General features: G+C 68.1%; 16 protein-coding genes. 14 read left to right on the top strand and 2 right to left on the bottom strand.

Annotated elements, in window-relative coordinates; genetic code table 11:
• Window positions 1-6 precede the first annotated feature (6 nt).
• The 6 genes from JGU66_16460 to JGU66_16435 all read left to right on the top strand — a co-directional run bounded on the left by JGU66_16460 (window position 7) and on the right by JGU66_16435 (window position 3,759).
• Window positions 7-645 (top strand): ThiF family adenylyltransferase, encoded by a 639-nt coding sequence (locus JGU66_16460; protein ID MBJ6762364.1) that lies wholly within the window; start codon window positions 7-9, stop codon window positions 643-645.
• 18 nt (window positions 646-663) lie between these two features.
• Entirely contained in the window at window positions 664-1,134 is a 471-nt protein-coding gene (locus JGU66_16455; GenBank protein MBJ6762363.1) for a Mov34/MPN/PAD-1 family protein, read from the top strand.
• Window positions 1,135-1,291: 157 nt separating this feature from the next.
• Window positions 1,292-2,047 (top strand): adenylyl-sulfate kinase, encoded by a 756-nt coding sequence (gene cysC / locus JGU66_16450; GenBank protein MBJ6762362.1) that lies wholly within the window; start codon window positions 1,292-1,294, stop codon window positions 2,045-2,047.
• A gap of 94 nt (window positions 2,048-2,141) precedes the next feature.
• Window positions 2,142-3,038, top strand: coding sequence for an ATP-dependent sacrificial sulfur transferase LarE (larE, locus tag JGU66_16445; protein ID MBJ6762361.1), 897 nt, complete (start codon window positions 2,142-2,144; stop codon window positions 3,036-3,038).
• A 110-nt stretch (window positions 3,039-3,148) separates the two neighbouring features.
• A complete protein-coding gene (locus JGU66_16440) occupies window positions 3,149-3,535 on the top strand; it encodes a hypothetical protein (GenBank protein MBJ6762360.1) in 387 nt (128 codons plus the stop codon).
• Between the two features lie 59 nt (window positions 3,536-3,594).
• Window positions 3,595-3,759: a ribbon-helix-helix domain-containing protein gene (locus tag JGU66_16435; protein ID MBJ6762359.1), complete on the top strand. Its 165-nt coding sequence runs from the start codon at window positions 3,595-3,597 to the stop codon at window positions 3,757-3,759.
• Between the two features lie 10 nt (window positions 3,760-3,769).
• Here the strand turns inward: JGU66_16435 and JGU66_16430 are convergent, their stop codons facing one another.
• Window positions 3,770-4,771 (bottom strand): tRNA pseudouridine(38-40) synthase TruA, encoded by a 1,002-nt coding sequence (locus JGU66_16430; GenBank protein MBJ6762358.1) that lies wholly within the window; start codon window positions 4,769-4,771, stop codon window positions 3,770-3,772.
• Here JGU66_16430 and JGU66_16425 point away from each other — a divergent pair.
• The 3 genes from JGU66_16425 to clpX all read left to right on the top strand — a co-directional run bounded on the left by JGU66_16425 (window position 4,671) and on the right by clpX (window position 7,779).
• The gene (locus JGU66_16425) at window positions 4,671-5,594 is read left to right on the top strand and encodes an AgmX/PglI C-terminal domain-containing protein (GenBank protein ID MBJ6762357.1); all 924 of its coding nucleotides are present in this window, start codon (window positions 4,671-4,673) and stop codon (window positions 5,592-5,594) included. The genes JGU66_16430 and JGU66_16425 overlap by 101 nt on opposite strands.
• A 45-nt stretch (window positions 5,595-5,639) precedes the next feature.
• Entirely contained in the window at window positions 5,640-6,278 is a 639-nt protein-coding gene (locus tag JGU66_16420) for a hypothetical protein (protein MBJ6762356.1), read from the top strand.
• Between the two features lie 223 nt (window positions 6,279-6,501).
• Entirely contained in the window at window positions 6,502-7,779 is a 1,278-nt protein-coding gene (gene clpX, locus JGU66_16415; GenBank protein ID MBJ6762355.1) for an ATP-dependent Clp protease ATP-binding subunit ClpX, read from the top strand.
• Window positions 7,780-7,872: 93 nt separating this feature from the next.
• On the opposite strand, the gene JGU66_16410 is transcribed toward clpX, so the two are convergent.
• Complete coding sequence (locus tag JGU66_16410) at window positions 7,873-9,393, bottom strand: Hsp70 family protein (GenBank protein MBJ6762354.1); 1,521 nt, start codon at window positions 9,391-9,393, stop codon at window positions 7,873-7,875.
• A 378-nt stretch (window positions 9,394-9,771) separates the two neighbouring features.
• On the opposite strand from JGU66_16410, the gene JGU66_16405 reads away from it, so the two are divergent.
• The 5 genes from JGU66_16405 to JGU66_16385 all read left to right on the top strand — a co-directional run bounded on the left by JGU66_16405 (window position 9,772) and on the right by JGU66_16385 (window position 15,929).
• The gene (locus JGU66_16405) at window positions 9,772-12,018 is read left to right on the top strand and encodes a serine protein kinase PrkA (GenBank protein MBJ6762353.1); all 2,247 of its coding nucleotides are present in this window, start codon (window positions 9,772-9,774) and stop codon (window positions 12,016-12,018) included.
• 131 nt (window positions 12,019-12,149) lie between these two features.
• Window positions 12,150-12,998 carry a trypsin-like peptidase domain-containing protein gene (locus tag JGU66_16400; protein ID MBJ6762352.1) on the top strand — a complete coding sequence of 283 codons (849 nt, stop codon included), beginning with the start codon at window positions 12,150-12,152 and terminating at the stop codon, window positions 12,996-12,998.
• A 66-nt stretch (window positions 12,999-13,064) separates the two neighbouring features.
• Window positions 13,065-13,529, top strand: coding sequence for a cytidine/deoxycytidylate deaminase family protein (locus tag JGU66_16395; GenBank protein ID MBJ6762351.1), 465 nt, complete (start codon window positions 13,065-13,067; stop codon window positions 13,527-13,529).
• A gap of 221 nt (window positions 13,530-13,750) precedes the next feature.
• Window positions 13,751-14,425: a HAMP domain-containing histidine kinase gene (locus tag JGU66_16390; GenBank protein ID MBJ6762350.1), complete on the top strand. Its 675-nt coding sequence runs from the start codon at window positions 13,751-13,753 to the stop codon at window positions 14,423-14,425.
• A gap of 61 nt (window positions 14,426-14,486) precedes the next feature.
• Window positions 14,487-15,929 (top strand): sigma-54-dependent Fis family transcriptional regulator, encoded by a 1,443-nt coding sequence (locus tag JGU66_16385; GenBank protein ID MBJ6762349.1) that lies wholly within the window; start codon window positions 14,487-14,489, stop codon window positions 15,927-15,929.
• The last annotated feature ends 217 nt before the right edge of the window (window positions 15,930-16,146 follow it).

Here is a 16,146-nt window from a genome sequence, read left to right as displayed (position 1 = left end):
GGCGTCATGACGTTGCGAGAGGATCAGATCCTGCGCTACTCGCGGCAGATTCTCCTGCGCGAGGTCGGCGGGCGCGGCCAGGAAGCCTTGCTGGCCGAGCGCGCTCGCCTGGATGGCGTGGGGGCCTCGGGGCTCACGGCGGCGGCGTACCTGGCGGGCGGCGGCACTCCGGTCGCGGGCGTGGGCTCGCTGCCCCTGGGGCCGTGGGCTCCTGGCTTCCTGGCGTCGGCGGAGGATGTGGGGCGGCCCGCCACGGAGGTCTTGGCCCGAGCGCTGCCCGAAGTGAATCCGGACGCGGTGGGAGACGGCGCGGGCGGTGGGCTGATCGCGGAGCTGCCGGCGGCCTGGAGCGGCGCTGCCCCATGGGTCGCGCTGGGCGGCGACGGCGCGCGAGCCGCCGTGGTGTTCCGAGGGCCCGAGGGCTGCGTGTGGTGCTTCGGCGAGACCGTCCGTCACCTCACGCCGCCCCCCGACGGTGCCTTGGGCGTGGCCCTGGGCGCACTAGGCGCGCTGGTGTTCCAGCGGCTGCGGCTCGGGATGAGTGAGCCGCTCGGGGGGCGCTGGCTCGCGGCGCCCGGAGAAGTGTCGGAGCTGGAACCAAGGCGCTGCGCGCGATGCGCCAGTCGGGAGACCCAGAGTCCCTAGCACCCCGGAGGCGTGCGGATGGCCCCAGCCCTGGCGCCGGACACTCGAGTCCCTCCACGCGCGGTGATCGCGGAGGTCGTCCGTCACCTGCAGTCCGCATGGCCCGCGGAGGGGTGCGGCGTGATCCTCCAGGGCGAGGCTCCGGAGACGTGGCGGGTGCGGCCGCTTCGCAACGCGTCGCCCACGCCCCGCACCCACTTCGAGTTCGACTTGAGCGAGTGGCTCCAGGTCTGCCGAGGGGCGGACGCGTGTGCGGAGCGCGTCGCGTGCGTCTTCCATTCCCACGTGAATGCCCCCGCGCATTTCTCCGTCGAGGACCGGGAACGCGCCGCTCCTTCAGGAACCCCTTTGCTTCCGGGCGTGTCCCACCTTGTCGTGGCCATACATGGCGGCTGTGTCACGCACCTGTCGCTTTTTGCTTGGGAATCCGAGGATTTCCTGCGTGTTTCGCTGTCCCTGGCCGATTTCAGGATTGAAAAACCCGTGTAAGGGCAGGCACTTGCCTGCCCGTCACCCCCACCTGCGGAAAGGTGCGTGTGGATTGTCAAGTCACCGGGTTTTCGTCTATAAAGCGCTCGTCTACTGGATCTGCCGCGTCCCACGCCATGTGCAAGAAGCGCTCCGGACGCAGGGAGTTTGAACCCTTATGGCCCCCAACACTGGTTTCACGCTTTGGTTGACCGGCATGTCCGGAACCGGGAAGAGCACCACCGCGGCGTACATCGCGGCTCGGTTGCGCCAGGTCGGTCGCAACGTGGAGATCCTCGACGAGGGAGAACTCTCCGAGTCGCTCTGGGCGGGGCTCGGTGACACCAAGGAAGAGCGTTCCGTGGTGGTGAAGCGCCTGGGCTTCGTGGCGAATCTGCTGACCCGCAACGGGGTCGCGGCGCTGGTGCCCTGCGTCAGCCCGTACAAGGTGGGCCGCGAGGAGAACCGCCGGGCGATCGGCCGGTACGTCGAGGTCTACGTCGACTGCCCCACCGAGAAGCTCATCGAGCGGGACAGCACTGGCCGCTACAAGAAGGCCCTGGCGGGGGAGATCCCCAACTTCATCGGCATCACCGAGCCGTACGAGCCGCCCAACTCGCCCGAGGTCACCATCCACTCGGACACCGAGTCGGTGGAGGACGGCGCCGCCAAGATCTTCCAGGCGCTTCTCGACCTCGGCTACATGAGCACGGACGAACTGAAGACGATCACGGGCAAGAAGATGAAGGCCAACCCGCTGCCCAAGAAGGCTCGCCGCGGGGATGAGCCGGCGCCCATCATCGCGGCCAAGCCGGCGGCCAAGGCCCCGAAGGCGGACAAGGGCGCGAAGGCCCGTCCCGCGACCCGCGCCGCGCGTGTGGCCAAGCCGGCCCCAGCCCCGAAGAAGGCAGCGGCGAAGCGCAAGGCGCGCTAGCGTCGCCTGTCGTTCACCTGCGCTGTCCAAGGGCTCCAGGTTGCATGCGCGATGCGCGTGCAATCCGGGGCCCTTCCGTTTTAGGAGTCCCCCCATGCTGAGCCCCGAGCGGATCCAAGCCCTGTGTGAGTCGTCCCGTCCCAAGCTGGAGGCGATGCGCGAAGCGCTCCGCGCCCAGGGCAGCGCGCTGGTGGCGTTCTCGGGCGGAGTCGACTCGACCTTCGTCCTCAAGGTGGCGGTGGAGGTGCTCGGAGACCGGGCCCTGGCGCTGACGGCGCTGTCCGCCTCGGTGGCGCCAGAGGAGGAGAAGGAGGCGAGGGATCTGGCGGCTCGCCTGGGCGCCCGCCACGTGGTGGTGTCGAGCAACGAGTTGGCGAACCCCAGCTACGCGGCCAACCCCACGAACCGGTGCTACTTCTGCAAGACGGAGCTGTACGACCTCTGCGAGGCGAAGCGGAGCGAGCTGGATCTCGCGGTCGTGCTGGACGGCTTCAACGCGGATGACTTCAAGGATCACCGGCCGGGGCACAAGGCCGCGAAGGAGCACCGGGTGGTGTCGCCCCTGGCGCTCGCGGGCCTGACGAAGGAGGAGATCCGCGCGTGGAGCCACGCGATGGGCCTGCCGACCTGGGACAAGCCGCAGATGGCGTGCCTCGCCTCGCGCATCCCGTACGGCACGTCGGTGACGCGCGACCGGCTCCTGCAGATCGCCGGGGCGGAGTCCGAGCTGCGCGCGCTGGGCTTCCGCCAGTTCCGGGTCCGCTACCACCAGGACGTGGCCCGCGTGGAGCTGGCCGCCGAGGAGTACGAGCGCTTCCTCGCCGCGGACATGCGGAACCGGGTGAACGCCGCGCTCAAGGCGCTGGGCTTCAAGTTCGTGGCGCTGGATCTGGAGCCGTTCCGCTCAGGCCGGATGAACGAGGCCGCCGGGGTGGCTCCCGCGGCGGGGCAGGGCCGGACCGAGGCGTTCGCGCTCCCGGTGGTCGGCTGATGTTCGCCGGACTCGTCCCGCTGATCCTCGGCGCCGAGTTCATCCAGCCCTACGAACACCACCGCACGCTGTCGCTGTTCGCGGGGCCTGGGGCCACCTACACGGAGCGGATCAGCGGGAACACGGCGGTGTCCGGGCTGGCCGCGCAGTTGGATCTCGGGGCGAGCGTCTCGGTGGGGTACGCCCATGACGAGGTCTTCCTCCTGGCGCGCGGCAGCACGGGCGCCCCAGGCGAGGAGGTGTCGCTGGTGGGCGGCTACCGGAGCGTCTTCGGCGAGGAGTCCTGGCAGACCTTCGTGGATCTCGGGGTGACCGTGCGGCCGTTTTCTGGGCCGTGGGTGGGCCCTCGCATAGGGTTGGGCGTGCGGCACCTGATCTCGGATCAGCTCGCGCTGTTCGGCGGACTCGGCTTCACGTTCGGGTTCGGATCCGGCCTGCGGGGCGACGTCGAGGCCTTCACCGGGGTGCAGTGGATGTTCCCGGTGGGCTCACAGTGATTTTCTTGCGATCACCCAAGCCTGTGAGATGGTGTGCGCATCTGTAGGAGGTTGCGCACTTGGACATGAATCCCCGCCTCACCTCAGTGGTCTTCCGCCTCAACCGAGAGAAGCTCGACGCGCTGAAGGAGCTGTCGCGCGCCACGCGGATCCGGCAGAGCGAGTACCTGCGCGAGGCCATCTCGGACCTGCTGTCGAAGTACGAAGAGCGCGTCGTCGACTGAGTCGAGCGGCTCAGCCCGGCGCTTCGTTCCCAAATGGGGGAGTGCCAGGCAGTCCGGGAGGGTGGAGGCGCTCTCCCGGCGTGAAGGGATCCACCTGGGAAGGGTAGTGCACCTCCCACAACACCAGTCCCTGCGCGGGCGCCTTGAGCCCCTCCAGGGGAGTGGCCGCCTCCAGCGCCGCGTGCCAGTGCTCCTCGGGAAGGAGCCCCGCGGCCACCTTCAGGGCGCTCCCCACCAGGTATCTCACCTGGTAGCGCGCGAAGCCTTCGCCCTCGAGCCGCACCTCGTAGAGGCCCGAGCCCATCGCGTGCAGCGTGGCGGACTCCAGTCGCCGAGGCTTGCGCGGGCTGGACTTCTCATGGAACGCGATGAAGTCGCGGGTGCCCGTGGCGTGGCCCAGCAGCTCCGCCAGCCGCTCGGGACGCACCTCGCGCGAGGCCAGCAGTGGCTCGTGGGCGACATCGAGCGCGTAGGGGCGCCACGCCTCGGAGACAGCTCCCTCCAACTGGAGGCGGTAGCGGTACGACTTCCCGCTCGCCACCCACTGCGCATGGAAGGAGGGCGCAGGGCGCCTCGCCACGCAGAAGCCGAGATCCGGAGGCAGGTGCCGCGCGACGCGTCCGAGCATCTCCTCCAGGGACGGCTCTTCCGGTAGGCGGAGGCTCAGCACCTGCATGCGCGCGTGCACGCCCCGGTCCGTGCGCCCCGAGGGCATGACCCCCGCGGGCACTCCGGCCTCGCGCAGCGCCGCCTCCACGCTGTCCTGGATGGTGGGGCCTTCCACCTGGCGCTGGAAGCCGCGGAAGTTTCCGCCGCGGTACCAGATCCACAGTGCTGCGGGAATTCGTCGAGGAGAGGAAGTGGGCACGGCGTTGCGAGCGTGTGGGCAGACGCACGATACTCCCGCGCGAATGGTGGCTGGACAAGAGCTGGCGACGGACGTGGATGACGGGCTGTGGCTCTTCCGACAGGGAGACCTGGTGCTGGGGCCGGTGGGCTCCGCGCAGATCATCGAGAAGCTGTATGCCGGCGAGCTGGCGCCGGACAGCCCGGTGGCGCCCGCGGGTGAGCGGCACTTCCTGCGGATGAGCGAGGTCGCCGCCTTCCAAGTGCATGTGGCGCGCTTCGAGGCGCAAGCCCGCGTGGCCGCGGCCATGGCCGTGGAGGCGCAGAAGACGCGCAAGCGCATGCTCGTGCTGGGGGGCGCCGCTGCGGTGGTGGCGCTGCTGCTGGGCGGCGTGGGGCTGATGCTCGCGCGCAATGCCGCGGTGCACGGCTGGTTCGGCGAGGACGATGCCTTCGAGGGCATCACCATGGAGCCGCCCACCATCAAGCTCGCGCAGTCGCGCCGCGACGACGAGGAGCTGCTCGCGTACCCCACGGGGGACTCGCGGCGCCCCGACAAGTCCTCCGAGACCCGGCCCATGCCGACCAATCCCGGAGGAGGGGCCGCCAAGCCCACCGCCGTGGCCCGCGCCGAGGAGCGCAAGCCGCCGCGCACGGGCAGCGTCGGCACGGATCCAGACGGCCTGGAGATGGGACAGCAGTTCGATCAAGCGGCCATCAACCGCGTGGTGGCCGGCAACAAGTCCACGCTCTTCCGGTGCTTCAAGGAAGAGGCCGAGCGCAGCCCGGGCCTGGCCGCTCGCATCCCGCTCGAGTTCGTCATCGGCAACGACGGCCACGTCAACAAGCTCTGGGTGGACAACCCCCAGTTCAAGCAGGGGCCACTCTTCGAGTGCCTCTTCACCGAGCTGAAGAAGTGGCCCTTCAAGGCCTACGAAGGGGAGCGCGCGACGGTGGGCCTGTCGTTCAACATCGGCAAGCGCGGGTAGGGCCACTTTCTTGCCCAGCTGACGGACGTAGTCGATACCGGAGGTATGTCCGCCGCATCCGTCGCTGAAGTCGAAATCGCCAAGAAGGCCTTGAGCATCCCCCCGGGGACGTTCCGGCACACCGTGCTGCAGGCCGCCAAGCGCTTCAAGTCCACCTGGGCCGAGCTGGGCAAGCTGCTCGTGCAGGTCCGGGATGGCGCCCAGTTCGAGGAGTGGGGCTACCCCACCTTCGAGGCCTACTGCCTCAAGGAACTCCACATCAAGAAGCAGACGGCGCTCAAGCTGACGCGCTCGTTCAGCTTCCTGGCCAAGCACGAGCCCGCCGAGGAGCTGGAGCAGCAGGAGTTCCCCCAGAAGGCTCCCGCGTTCGAGGTCATCGAGGTGCTCGCCGATGCCGAGGAGCGCGGTCAGCTGTCGCCCACCGAGTACAAGTCGCTGCGCGACAGCATCTGGAGCCCGGAGAAGTCTCCCACCGAGCTGAAGAAGGAGTTCACCGAGCGGTTCCCTCGCCCGCCCCCCGAGCCGCCGCCCGAGAGCGCGCAGGTTCGCAAGCTGGCGCAGATGGCGCGCAAGCTGGCCAGTGAGCTGGCGGGGTGCCGTCGGGTGCCGAACGCTGTTGCCGAGCGAGCGGCCGCCCTGGCGGATGACGTCGAGGACCTCGCCTCGGGCGTGACGGACGCCTGAGGCGCTGTTATCGAACGCGAACCCCGTTGACCGCGGCTGAACGCTCGGCGGCGGGGTGGCACCGCTGGGCTTCCTGCCCGGGGGGGAGGGCCCTATAGTGGGTTCAGAGCCCGTGTGAGCGGGCTCGCGGGCTGTTCGAGACGTGGGCGGCCTGGGGCGAGGGGCGCGGTGGTCGGTGGAGTAGGCTCCGGGGAACCCGGGGTCGGCGAACTCGGAGGCGGCAGTGAAGAAGGAGCACCACGTCAACCTGTCCTGCTCGTTCTGCGGCAAGTCGCAGCGCGAGGTCCGCAAGCTGATTGCAGGGCCTACGGTCTACATCTGCGACGAGTGCATCAAGCTCTGCAACGACATCATCGCGGATGAGAACGAGCGCGAGGAGGGCAAGCCGCAGGTCAGTCTGCCCACGCCCGCTGAGATCAAGGCCTTCCTTGACGACTACGTCATTGGCCAGGATCAGGCGAAGAAGGTCCTCGCGGTCGCGGTGTACAACCACTACAAGCGCATCTACCAGAAGAAGCCGGCCAGCCGGCCGCGCCCGGGCGTCAAGAGTCCGACGGGCGAGGACGTGGAGCTGAGCAAGAGCAACATCCTGCTCATCGGCCCCACGGGCAGCGGCAAGACGCTGCTGGCCCAGTCCCTGGCGCGCTTCCTCAACGTCCCGTTCACCATCGCGGATGCCACCAGCCTCACCGAGGCCGGCTACGTGGGTGAGGACGTCGAGAACATCATCCAGAACCTCCTCCATAGCGCGGACTACGACGTGGAGAAGGCGGCGCGCGGCATCGTCTACATCGACGAGATCGACAAGATCGCGCGCAAGGGCGACATGCCCAGCGCCACCCGCGACGTGGGCGGCGAGGGCGTGCAGCAGGCGCTCTTGAAGATCATCGAGGGCACGCGCGCCAACGTCACCCCGCGCGGCGGCAAGAAGTACAACCAGCAGGAGTACGTGCAGGTCGACACGACGAACATCCTGTTCATCTGCGGCGGCGCGTTCCACGGCATCGACGGCATCATCAAGCGCCGCGTGGGTGAGAAGGGGCTCGGCTTCGGCGCGCGCATCACCCACCGCGAGGAGCGCAGCGTGGGCGAGCTGCTGGCGCTGTCGGAGCCGGAGGACTTGATGAAGTTCGGGATGATCCCCGAGTTCATCGGCCGTCTGCCGGTCATCGCCACGCTCAACGACCTCAAGGAGGATGACCTCGTCACCATCCTCATGACGCCGAAGAACGCGCTGGTGAAGCAGTACCAGAAGATGTTCGAGATGGAGAAGGTGAAGCTGACCTTCACCAAGGAGGCCCTGCGCGCCATCGCCCGCGAGGCGATGCGCCGTCACTCCGGAGCGCGCGGCCTGCGCGCCATCATGGAGGACGCCATGCTGGAGATCATGTACGACGTGCCGTTCCGAGAGGGCGTCAAGGAGTGCAAGATCACCGAGCAGGTCATCACCAAGCACGAGCCTCCGCAGCTCGTGTTGGAGAAGGAAAAGAAGACCGCCTAGGTCGGTGGCCTCCGCCACTCGGTGGATGCACGAAGGCCCCTCTCCCAGCCGCTGGGACGAGGGGCCTTCCTACGTCCGGAGACGCAGGCGCGCTCAGCTCTGCGTCACGCGCACGGTGGTGCGCATCTCGCGGCCCGTGCTCGGGTCGCGCGCCTTCATGGTGAGGATGCCCTCCACGTTGACGTCGAAGGTGATCTCCACCTGCACGCCGCCCGCGCGGGCCTGCTGGATGCCAGAGAAGGTGAACTCGCCGAGCAGGTCGTTGCGCGCCACCTGCTCGTGGTCGCCCTGGAAGATGCGCATGGCCAGCTCCGTCTGGTTGTCCATGCTCGTCGTCGCCAGGAGCTGCTTGGCGTTGGGGATGGGCGCGTTGCGCGGGAAGACGGTGTGGAAGGCGCCGCCCGCCTTCTCCAGGCCGATGGCCATGGGAATCACATCCAACAATTGGATGCGCAGGTTGGTGTCGTCCTGGAGCGAGTGCGCGTAGAGCGCGGCGCCGATGGCCACGGCCTCGTCCGGGTGGACGCCCTTGCTGGGCGGCTTGCCGAAGAACTTGGTCAGGCGGTCCTGCACCACGGGCATGCGCGTCTGCCCGCCCACCAACATCACCTCGTCCACGTCCTTGGTGGACAGCCCCGAGTCCACCAACACCCGCGCCACCATCTGGAGGGTGCGGTCCACGAGGTGGTTGGTGAGCTGCTCCAACATCTTCCGGGTGAACTTCATCTCGATGTTCAGCGGCTGGCCCTGCGCCGTCATCGTGATGAAGGGGATGTTGAAGGGGACTTCCTCGCGCGCGGACAGGTCGATCTTCGTGCGCTCGGCCAGGTCCTTGATGCGCTGCATGGCCACCGGGTCCGTGGCCAGGTCGATGCCCGTCTTGGCCGCGAAGTCCTTCAGGACGTGGTGGATGATGGCGTTGTCGAAGTCGATGCCACCCAGGAAGACATCGCCGCCGGTGGCCTTCACCTCGAAGACGCGATCGCGGATCTCGATGATGGAGACGTCGAAGGTGCCGCCGCCCAGGTCATAGATGATGACCTTTTCCTTGAGCCCCTTGCCCACGCCGTACGCGAGCGCCGCCGCGGTGGGCTCGTTGATGATGCGCACGACGTCCAGGTCGATGAGCTTGCCGGCGTCCTTCACCGACTGGCGCTGCCGATCGTTGAAGTACGCGGGCACCGTCACCACGGCCCGCTTGATCGGCATCTTCAGGTAGTTGGACGCGACCTCGCGAATCTTCCCGAGGATCTTCGCGCTGACTTCCTGGAGGGTGAACTCCTTCTTGCCCACGTCCAGGGTGACGTCGTTCTTCTTGCCGGGGCGCATGTTGTACGCCACGACCTTCTTCATCGTATCGACGACGTCGCTCTGGAAGGGCCGCCCCACCAGCCGCTTGGCACCGTAGACGGTGTTGCGCGGGTTGAGCTGCCATTGACGCTTGGCCTCGTAGCCGATGAGCTCGTTGCCCTTGTCATCGATGGCGAAGATGGAGGGGATGGTGTACTCGCCGCCCTTGTAAGGGATCAGCTTGACGTTCCCGCTGTCCTCGACGATCGCCGCGCACGAGTTCGTCGTGCCGAGGTCGATGCCGATGATGGGCTCCTTGTGCATCGCGCTTGGGCTCCGGAAGTGACTGGCTGCGAAAGAGGGCCCGAACGTAGCTCACCCGACCCGGTCGCGCGAGTCGGCTGCGCGGTGTCATGCCCGCGAGGTGGGGAACTTTCCGCTCGGGGCGATGGGCTGGTGGCCGGGCGGGTTCGAAGGCGAGGCCCGCTCTGGGAGTGCTGCCTGGAGCCCCGGCGGGTAGGGTCGGTCTGCGGGTGGCCCGTTGGGTATGAGGCGGGGGAGCGACCGCCGCCTGCGAACACAAGCGGCTGGGGGCGCTGGACATCCAGCGCACCCAGAGGAAAGTTGGACCCTCGGGCGGGACTCGCGAGCGTGATGTGTTCCGACTCGAACGGACTGACCCGAGCACAGAGGGGAGCCGCCGTGGAAGCGAAGGGCTATCTGCAGGAGGTGGGCACGCAGGTGAGTGCCGACTTCGTCAAGAACCGGTCCATCCTGTCCTTCGAGGAGTACCTCACGCTCTTCTTCAGCGACCCGCGCAGCCAGGCGCGCAACGCGGCGCAGTTCCTGCGGGACGTGATGGACCACTTCGGCACCGAACAGGTGCCACATCCCACCGGCACCATCCGTCGCTTCAAGGTCTTTGACGCGCCGGGCAGCGAGCGCGACGTGCGGGTCGCCGGCCAGGAGGAGGTCCAGAACGCCATCTACCGCGTGCTGGGCAACTTCGTGCGCGCCGGGCGCATCAACAAGCTCATCCTCCTGCACGGCCCCAACGGCAGCGCCAAGTCCACCCTCGTCAACGCGCTGAAGGATGGGATGGAGGTGTACTCGCGGCTGCCGCAGGGCGCGCTCTATCGCATCGCGTGGGTGTTCCCCTCGGAGAAGCTGATCAAGGGCTCCATCGGGTTCGGCGAGCGCGCGGCCGCCGCGTCCGAAAGCGACGTGTCCTCCTTTGCCCACCTGGATGCCGAGTCCATCGAGCTGCGCATGCCCTGCGAGCTCAAGGACCACCCCCTCTTCGCCGTGCCGCCCACCGAGCGGCGCCGCATGTTGGAGGGCGCCCTCAAGAAGAAGGGCATGGGCGACGGCCAGAACGGCGACTTCATCCTCTCCGACTACGTGCGCGACGGAGAGCTGTGCGCCAAGTGCCGGCGCATCTACACCGCGCTGCTCAACTCCTACAACGGCGACTGGCTCAAGGTGATGCGCCACGTCCAGGTGGAGCGCTTCTATGTCTCGCGGCGCTACCAGCTCGGCACCGTGACGGTGGAGCCGCAGATGAGCGTGGACGCCATGGTGCAGCAGATCACCGCGGACCGCACGCAGCTCAACGTCCCCTCGGCCCTGCACAGCACCGTGCTGTTCGAGCCCCATGGCCCGCTCGTGCACGCCAACCGGGGGCTCATCGAGTACTCCGACCTGCTCAAGCGACCCTTGGAGGCCTTCAAGTATCTGCTCGGCTTCAGCGAGACGGGCGAGGTGCCGCTGGAGCCGTTCGTCCTCCAACTCGACGAGGTGCTCATCGCCTCGTCCAACGAGAAGCACCTGGGCGCCTTCAAGGAGCTGCCGGACTTCGCCTCGTTCAAGGGCCGCATCGAGCTGGTGCGCGTGCCGTACCTGCGCCGCTACAAGGTCGAGCAGGAGATCTACGACGCGCAGATCACCTCCACCACGGTGGGCAAGCACGTGGCCCCGCACGCCACCGAGGTGGCCGCGATGTGGGCCACGCTCACGCGCCTCAAGAAGCCCATCCCGGACCGCTACCCCCAGGACGTCAAGGAGCTCATCGACCACCTGACGCCCCCGGAGAAGCTGCACATCTACCAGGAGGGCGCGGCGCCGGACCGGCTCAGCTCCGCGAACACGAAGGAGCTGCGCAAGCTGCGCGCGGACCTCTACGAAGAGTCGGAGGCCTATCCCAACTACGAGGGGCGCGCGGGCGCGAGCGCGAGAGAGATCAAGACGGCGCTCTTCAACGCCGCGCAGAGCCCTGACTACAAGTGCCTCAACGCGCTGGCGGTGCTCGAGGAGCTGCACGCCATCTGCAAGGACAAGAGCGTCTACGAGTACCTCCTCCAGGAGGTCGTCGACAGCTACCACGACCACGAGGCCTTCGTGCGCGTGGTGGAGACCGAGTACCTGGACCGCGTGGACGCCGAGGTCCGCGACTCAATGGGGCTCGTGTCCGAGGGGCAGTACCGCGAGCTGGTCGAGCGCTACATCCAGCAGGTGAGTCACTGGGTGCGCAACGAGAAGATGCGCAACCGGGTGACAGGTGCCATGGAGCAACCGGACGAGCAGCGCATGGCCGAGCTCGAGGCCATCGTGATGCCTCGGGGCGAGGACCCGCACGAGTTCCGGCGCGGGCTCATCGCGTCCATCGGCGCGCACCGCCTGGACAATCCGGATGCGCTCATGGACTACCCGCGCATCTTCCCGGACATGTTCAAGCGCCTGCGCGACCACTACTTCGAGGAGCGCAAGCGCGTGCTGCGCAAGAACAAGGAGAACGTCCTCAAGTACCTCTCCGAGGACCGAGGACAGCTCTCCGGGCGCGAGCAGTCTCAGGTCCAGGAGACGCTCAAGACGATGGGCGAGCGCTACGGGTACTGCGAGCACTGCGCCAAGGACGCCATCCTGTTCCTCATGCGCAAGCGCTACGGCTGAGCCGCGCCCCCCAGGCGGGCGGGTGGGGGCCCGGTGCCCGCCTGCTGTTCATTCCAGACGCGGTCGGGATGATGGGAGGTCCCACGGATGTCGAGGGAAGGTTCCTCGGCTTTCTCCCTTCCGGAGTCTCGATGAAGCGGTTCGTGCTGGGCGGCAGCGTGCTGGTGTTCTCCGTGTCGTGTGCCTCGGCCTCGCGCGTCGCGCGCTTGCCCGTGGAGGAGGCGGGGCCGCCCTCGACGCTCGTGAGTGCCCGGCCCTCGCGCAAGGAGATGGTGCGGAGAATCCTTCCCCACAACGTGCGGCTCATTGCGACGGACGGGGGCGAGGCTCGGCGCACCGCCTCGGGCGTCGTGGTGGGCACCGAGCGCACGGAGAAGGGCGTGGCCAGCTTCGTGCTGACGAACGCACATGCGGTGGTGACGAGCGACCTGAAGGCCCCCGCGCTGAAGATCGTCATCGATGGTCGCGGTGATGCCACCGAGTATCCGGCCGAGGTCGTGGCCTCGGGTGAGGTGCCCGCGTTGGACCTCGCGCTCTTGCGCGTGTCGGGTGTGGCGCTGCCCGCGGTGGCGCTGGCGGACGACGACGAGTTGGAGCCCGGTGAGGACGTGGTGGTGGCGGCCTCGCCCTATGGCCGCGCGCTGTCCATCTCGGGCGGCATGGTGTCGCAGGTGGAGTGGGACGCGGAGACGAAGCGCCCTCGCATGCTGAAGACGGACGCGCCCATTGGCTATGGCGCCTCGGGCGGCGGCATCTTCAGCCTGGAGACAGGGCGGCTGTTGGCCATCGTCGAGGGCTACCGCACCGCGCAGGTGGGCTTCGAGGTCGCCGAGCAGGCCTACAGCTTCGATGTGCCCATGCCGGGCGAGACGTTCGCCGCGCCCACCGCCAAGGTGCGCGGCTTCCTGGAGGCCAAGGGCTTCGGTCGCTTGCTCGCTCCAGGTGAGGGCTCCGGCTCGCAGCCCACCGCGCATCGCTGAGGCGCGGGGAGAACTGGACACTCCCGCACGGCGGGGTACATCCGAGGCCTTTCAGGAGGGCAGGGCATGTCCGGACGCGGCTCGTGGGATCAGTACTTCATGGACATCGCCCGGCAGGTGGCCACTCGCGCCACGTGCGATCGCAAGCACGTGGGCGCGGTCATCGTGCGGGACAAGACCATCCTGTCCACGGGCTACAACGGCTCCATCCGCGGGCTGCCTCACTGCGATGACGTGGGGCACATGATGGAGAACGGCCACTGCGTGGCCACCGTCCATGCCGAGGCCAACGCCATCATCCAGGCCGCGAAGAACGGCGTGGGCATCGACGGCGCGACCATCTACACGACGGCGAGCCCCTGCTGGCCGTGCTTCAAGCTCATCGCCAACAGCGGCTGCTCGCGCATCGTGTACGCGGAGTTCTACCGGGACCCCCGCATCTTCGAGCACGCGGCGCGCATCGGCTTGGAGCTGGTGGGCCTGGGCGAGGCCGCCCGACCCCCGTCCGCCGCTACCGCGTCCACTGGGTGACAGTTCGGCGCGGGATGATCCGCTCGGACCGCGGTAGCGTTGGCTGAGCGACACTCGGGAACCCACGCAAGTGGCTGTTCCAACACGGGAATTTGCCGTTTCCGGCAAGAATTACCGCCCCAGGGTTGACGTTGCGGATCCCGCTCCCTAAATCCACGCTCCGCAGGGGTGTGGGTGCAGGGAAGACGGAAAAACCCGAGGAGTTCCCGTTGGTTACACCGATGGTCGCGACCAGCAGTGCGCCCTCCGTTCAGGAGTCCGCGGACCCGGTGGTGGGGGCGGCCCGCTACGCGGCGGTGCCCGCGCTGATGGACAGCCTGCTGCACGACGTTCGCAATCCGCTGAACGCGCTGGCCATCCATCTGGAGGTCCTCACCGAGAAGCTCAAGGGGGACTCGGGCCAGGTGCCTCCGTCGCAGGACAAGAACCTGCGGGCCATGCGCGAGCAGATCCAGCGCGTGGATGGGATGTTGAAGATGTTCTCGGACTTCATCGTGTTCCGAGGCGCCGGTCCGTCCGGGGAGGCGCCGCTGTCCGAGGCCGCGCAGCGCGCGCTCGACGTGCTGGGACACGAGAGCCGCCGGCGCCGCTTGCAGGTGCAGGTGTCCATCGAGGCGGACGTTCGCGTGCGCCTGGCGGACACGAGCGAGCTGGGCTTCTTCCTGATTCAAATGCTGACCCGCGCCATTCACCGCTCGGCGCCGGGCAGCGGGCTGCGCATGGGTGTGCGCTCGGAGGATGCGCGGGCGGTGCTGGAGGTGGAGGACACCGGAGGAGCGGCGGCGGGGAGCGTGGCGGCGGATACGGAAGCCGCGCTGCGACTGCGCGCGGCCCAGCTGGGCCTGGAGCTGGAGCTGCGGGCCGGCTTGTGCCGGCTGTTCTTTCCGCGCGCCTGAGTCTTCCGGGCACTGGCCGCGGGTTGGCGTCATCACGTCTCACGCTGTGGAGGTCTTCATCTTGGGCAGCGCACGAATCCTGGCGGTGGATGACGAACGCGACACCTGTGAGGCGCTGGCGGAGATGCTGGGCACCTGGGGCCACAAGGTCGAGACGGCCTTCGACGGCCACGATGCCTTGCGCAAGGCGGGTGAGTTCCGGCCGGACGTCGTCCTGTCGGATCTCTTCATGCCCGAGACGGATGGCCTCTGGCTCTTGCGCAACCTCAAGGAAGAGCTGCCCGACTGTCCGGTGGTGTTCCTCACGGGACGCGGGACCATCGACGCGGCCGTCGAGGCCATCCGCGAGGGCGCGTATGACTTCATCGTCAAGCCGCTGGACACCGCGCGGCTGAAGGTCTGCATCGATCGCGCGCTGGAGAAGAAGGAGACCATGCGCGAGGTGCAGACGCTGCGGCGGCGCCTCAAGCAGCTCGGCTCGTCGGACCTCATTGCCCAGTCGGCGGGCATGCGCAAGGTCATCGAGCTGGTGGAGAAGGTGGCGCCCTCCAAGGCGAGCGTGTCCATCAGCGGCGAGTCCGGCACGGGCAAGGAGGTGGTGGCCCGCGCGGTCCACAACCTGTCGCTGCGACGCGACAAGCCTTTCATCGCCATCAACTGCGCCTCCATCCCCGCCACGCTGATCGAATCGGAAATCTTCGGCCACGAGCGCGGCGCCTTCACCGGCGCGGATCAGCGCCGGCCCGGCGTGTTCGAGCTGGCCCACGGTGGCACGCTCTTCCTCGACGAGCTGGGCGAGATCCCCATCGACCTGCAGGCCAAGCTCCTGCGCGTGCTGGAGGAAGGGCGGCTGCGGCGCCTGGGGGGCAAGGTGGAGATTGAAGTGGACGTGCGCGTGCTGTGCGCCACCAACCGCGACCTCAAGCAGGAGATCAAGAACCAGCGCTTCCGCGAGGACCTCTACTTCCGTCTCAACGTGTTTCAGATCCACCTGCCGCCGCTGAGGGATCGCCGCGACGACGTGCCCATCCTCGTGCAGCACTTCGTGGACAAGTTCCGCGGGGACTCGGCCAAGCGCGTCACGGGCATGCACCCGGAGGCCATGGAGGTCCTGAAGAACTACGACTGGCCGGGCAACATCCGCGAGCTGCGCAACGCCGTGGAGCGCGCGGTCATCCTCTGCGACGGGGAGCTCATCACCCGCGAGCACCTGCCTCCCGACATGGCGGGCAAGAGCCCGGAGCGCCACACCTTCCGCCTGCCCTACGGACTGTCTTTGGACGCCGTGGAGCGCGAGTACATCCTCGGCAGCTTGCAACGGAACGGGAACAACAAGGCTCGCACCGCCGAGGTGCTCGGCGTCAGTGAGAAGACGCTCTACAACAAGCTCAATCGCTATGCGGCCGAGGCCCGCGCCCAGTCCACTCCGGGTGGCGGAGGCGGGGGGCTGGGAGGGCAGGGTGGCGATGGCCCGATCGGCGCCAGCAGCCTGCTCGCCCGCTGACCTCATGGGTAGGAAAAGGGGCCCGGATTCCGCGCCCTTGGTGCGGTTGCCCGGGGGGCACTGAAGCGCGGGCGCAAAGCCTGTCGCAACCCGCCGAGCGGGCCCGAAACCCGCGTCAATTCTTGACTTTTGCCCTCTGGACGGGGGATCCTCCGCCTCTCTCCCACCCGTTGGGGAGGGCCCGGCCGGACAGGTTCACACCGGGCGACTCCGCCGC

The sequence above is a fragment of the Myxococcaceae bacterium JPH2 genome (assembly GCA_016458225.1).
Lineage (GTDB): Bacteria > Myxococcota > Myxococcia > Myxococcales > Myxococcaceae > Citreicoccus.
The sequence above is the reverse complement of the archived record's forward strand: the minus strand, read 5'-3'. Positions and strand labels throughout refer to the sequence as shown.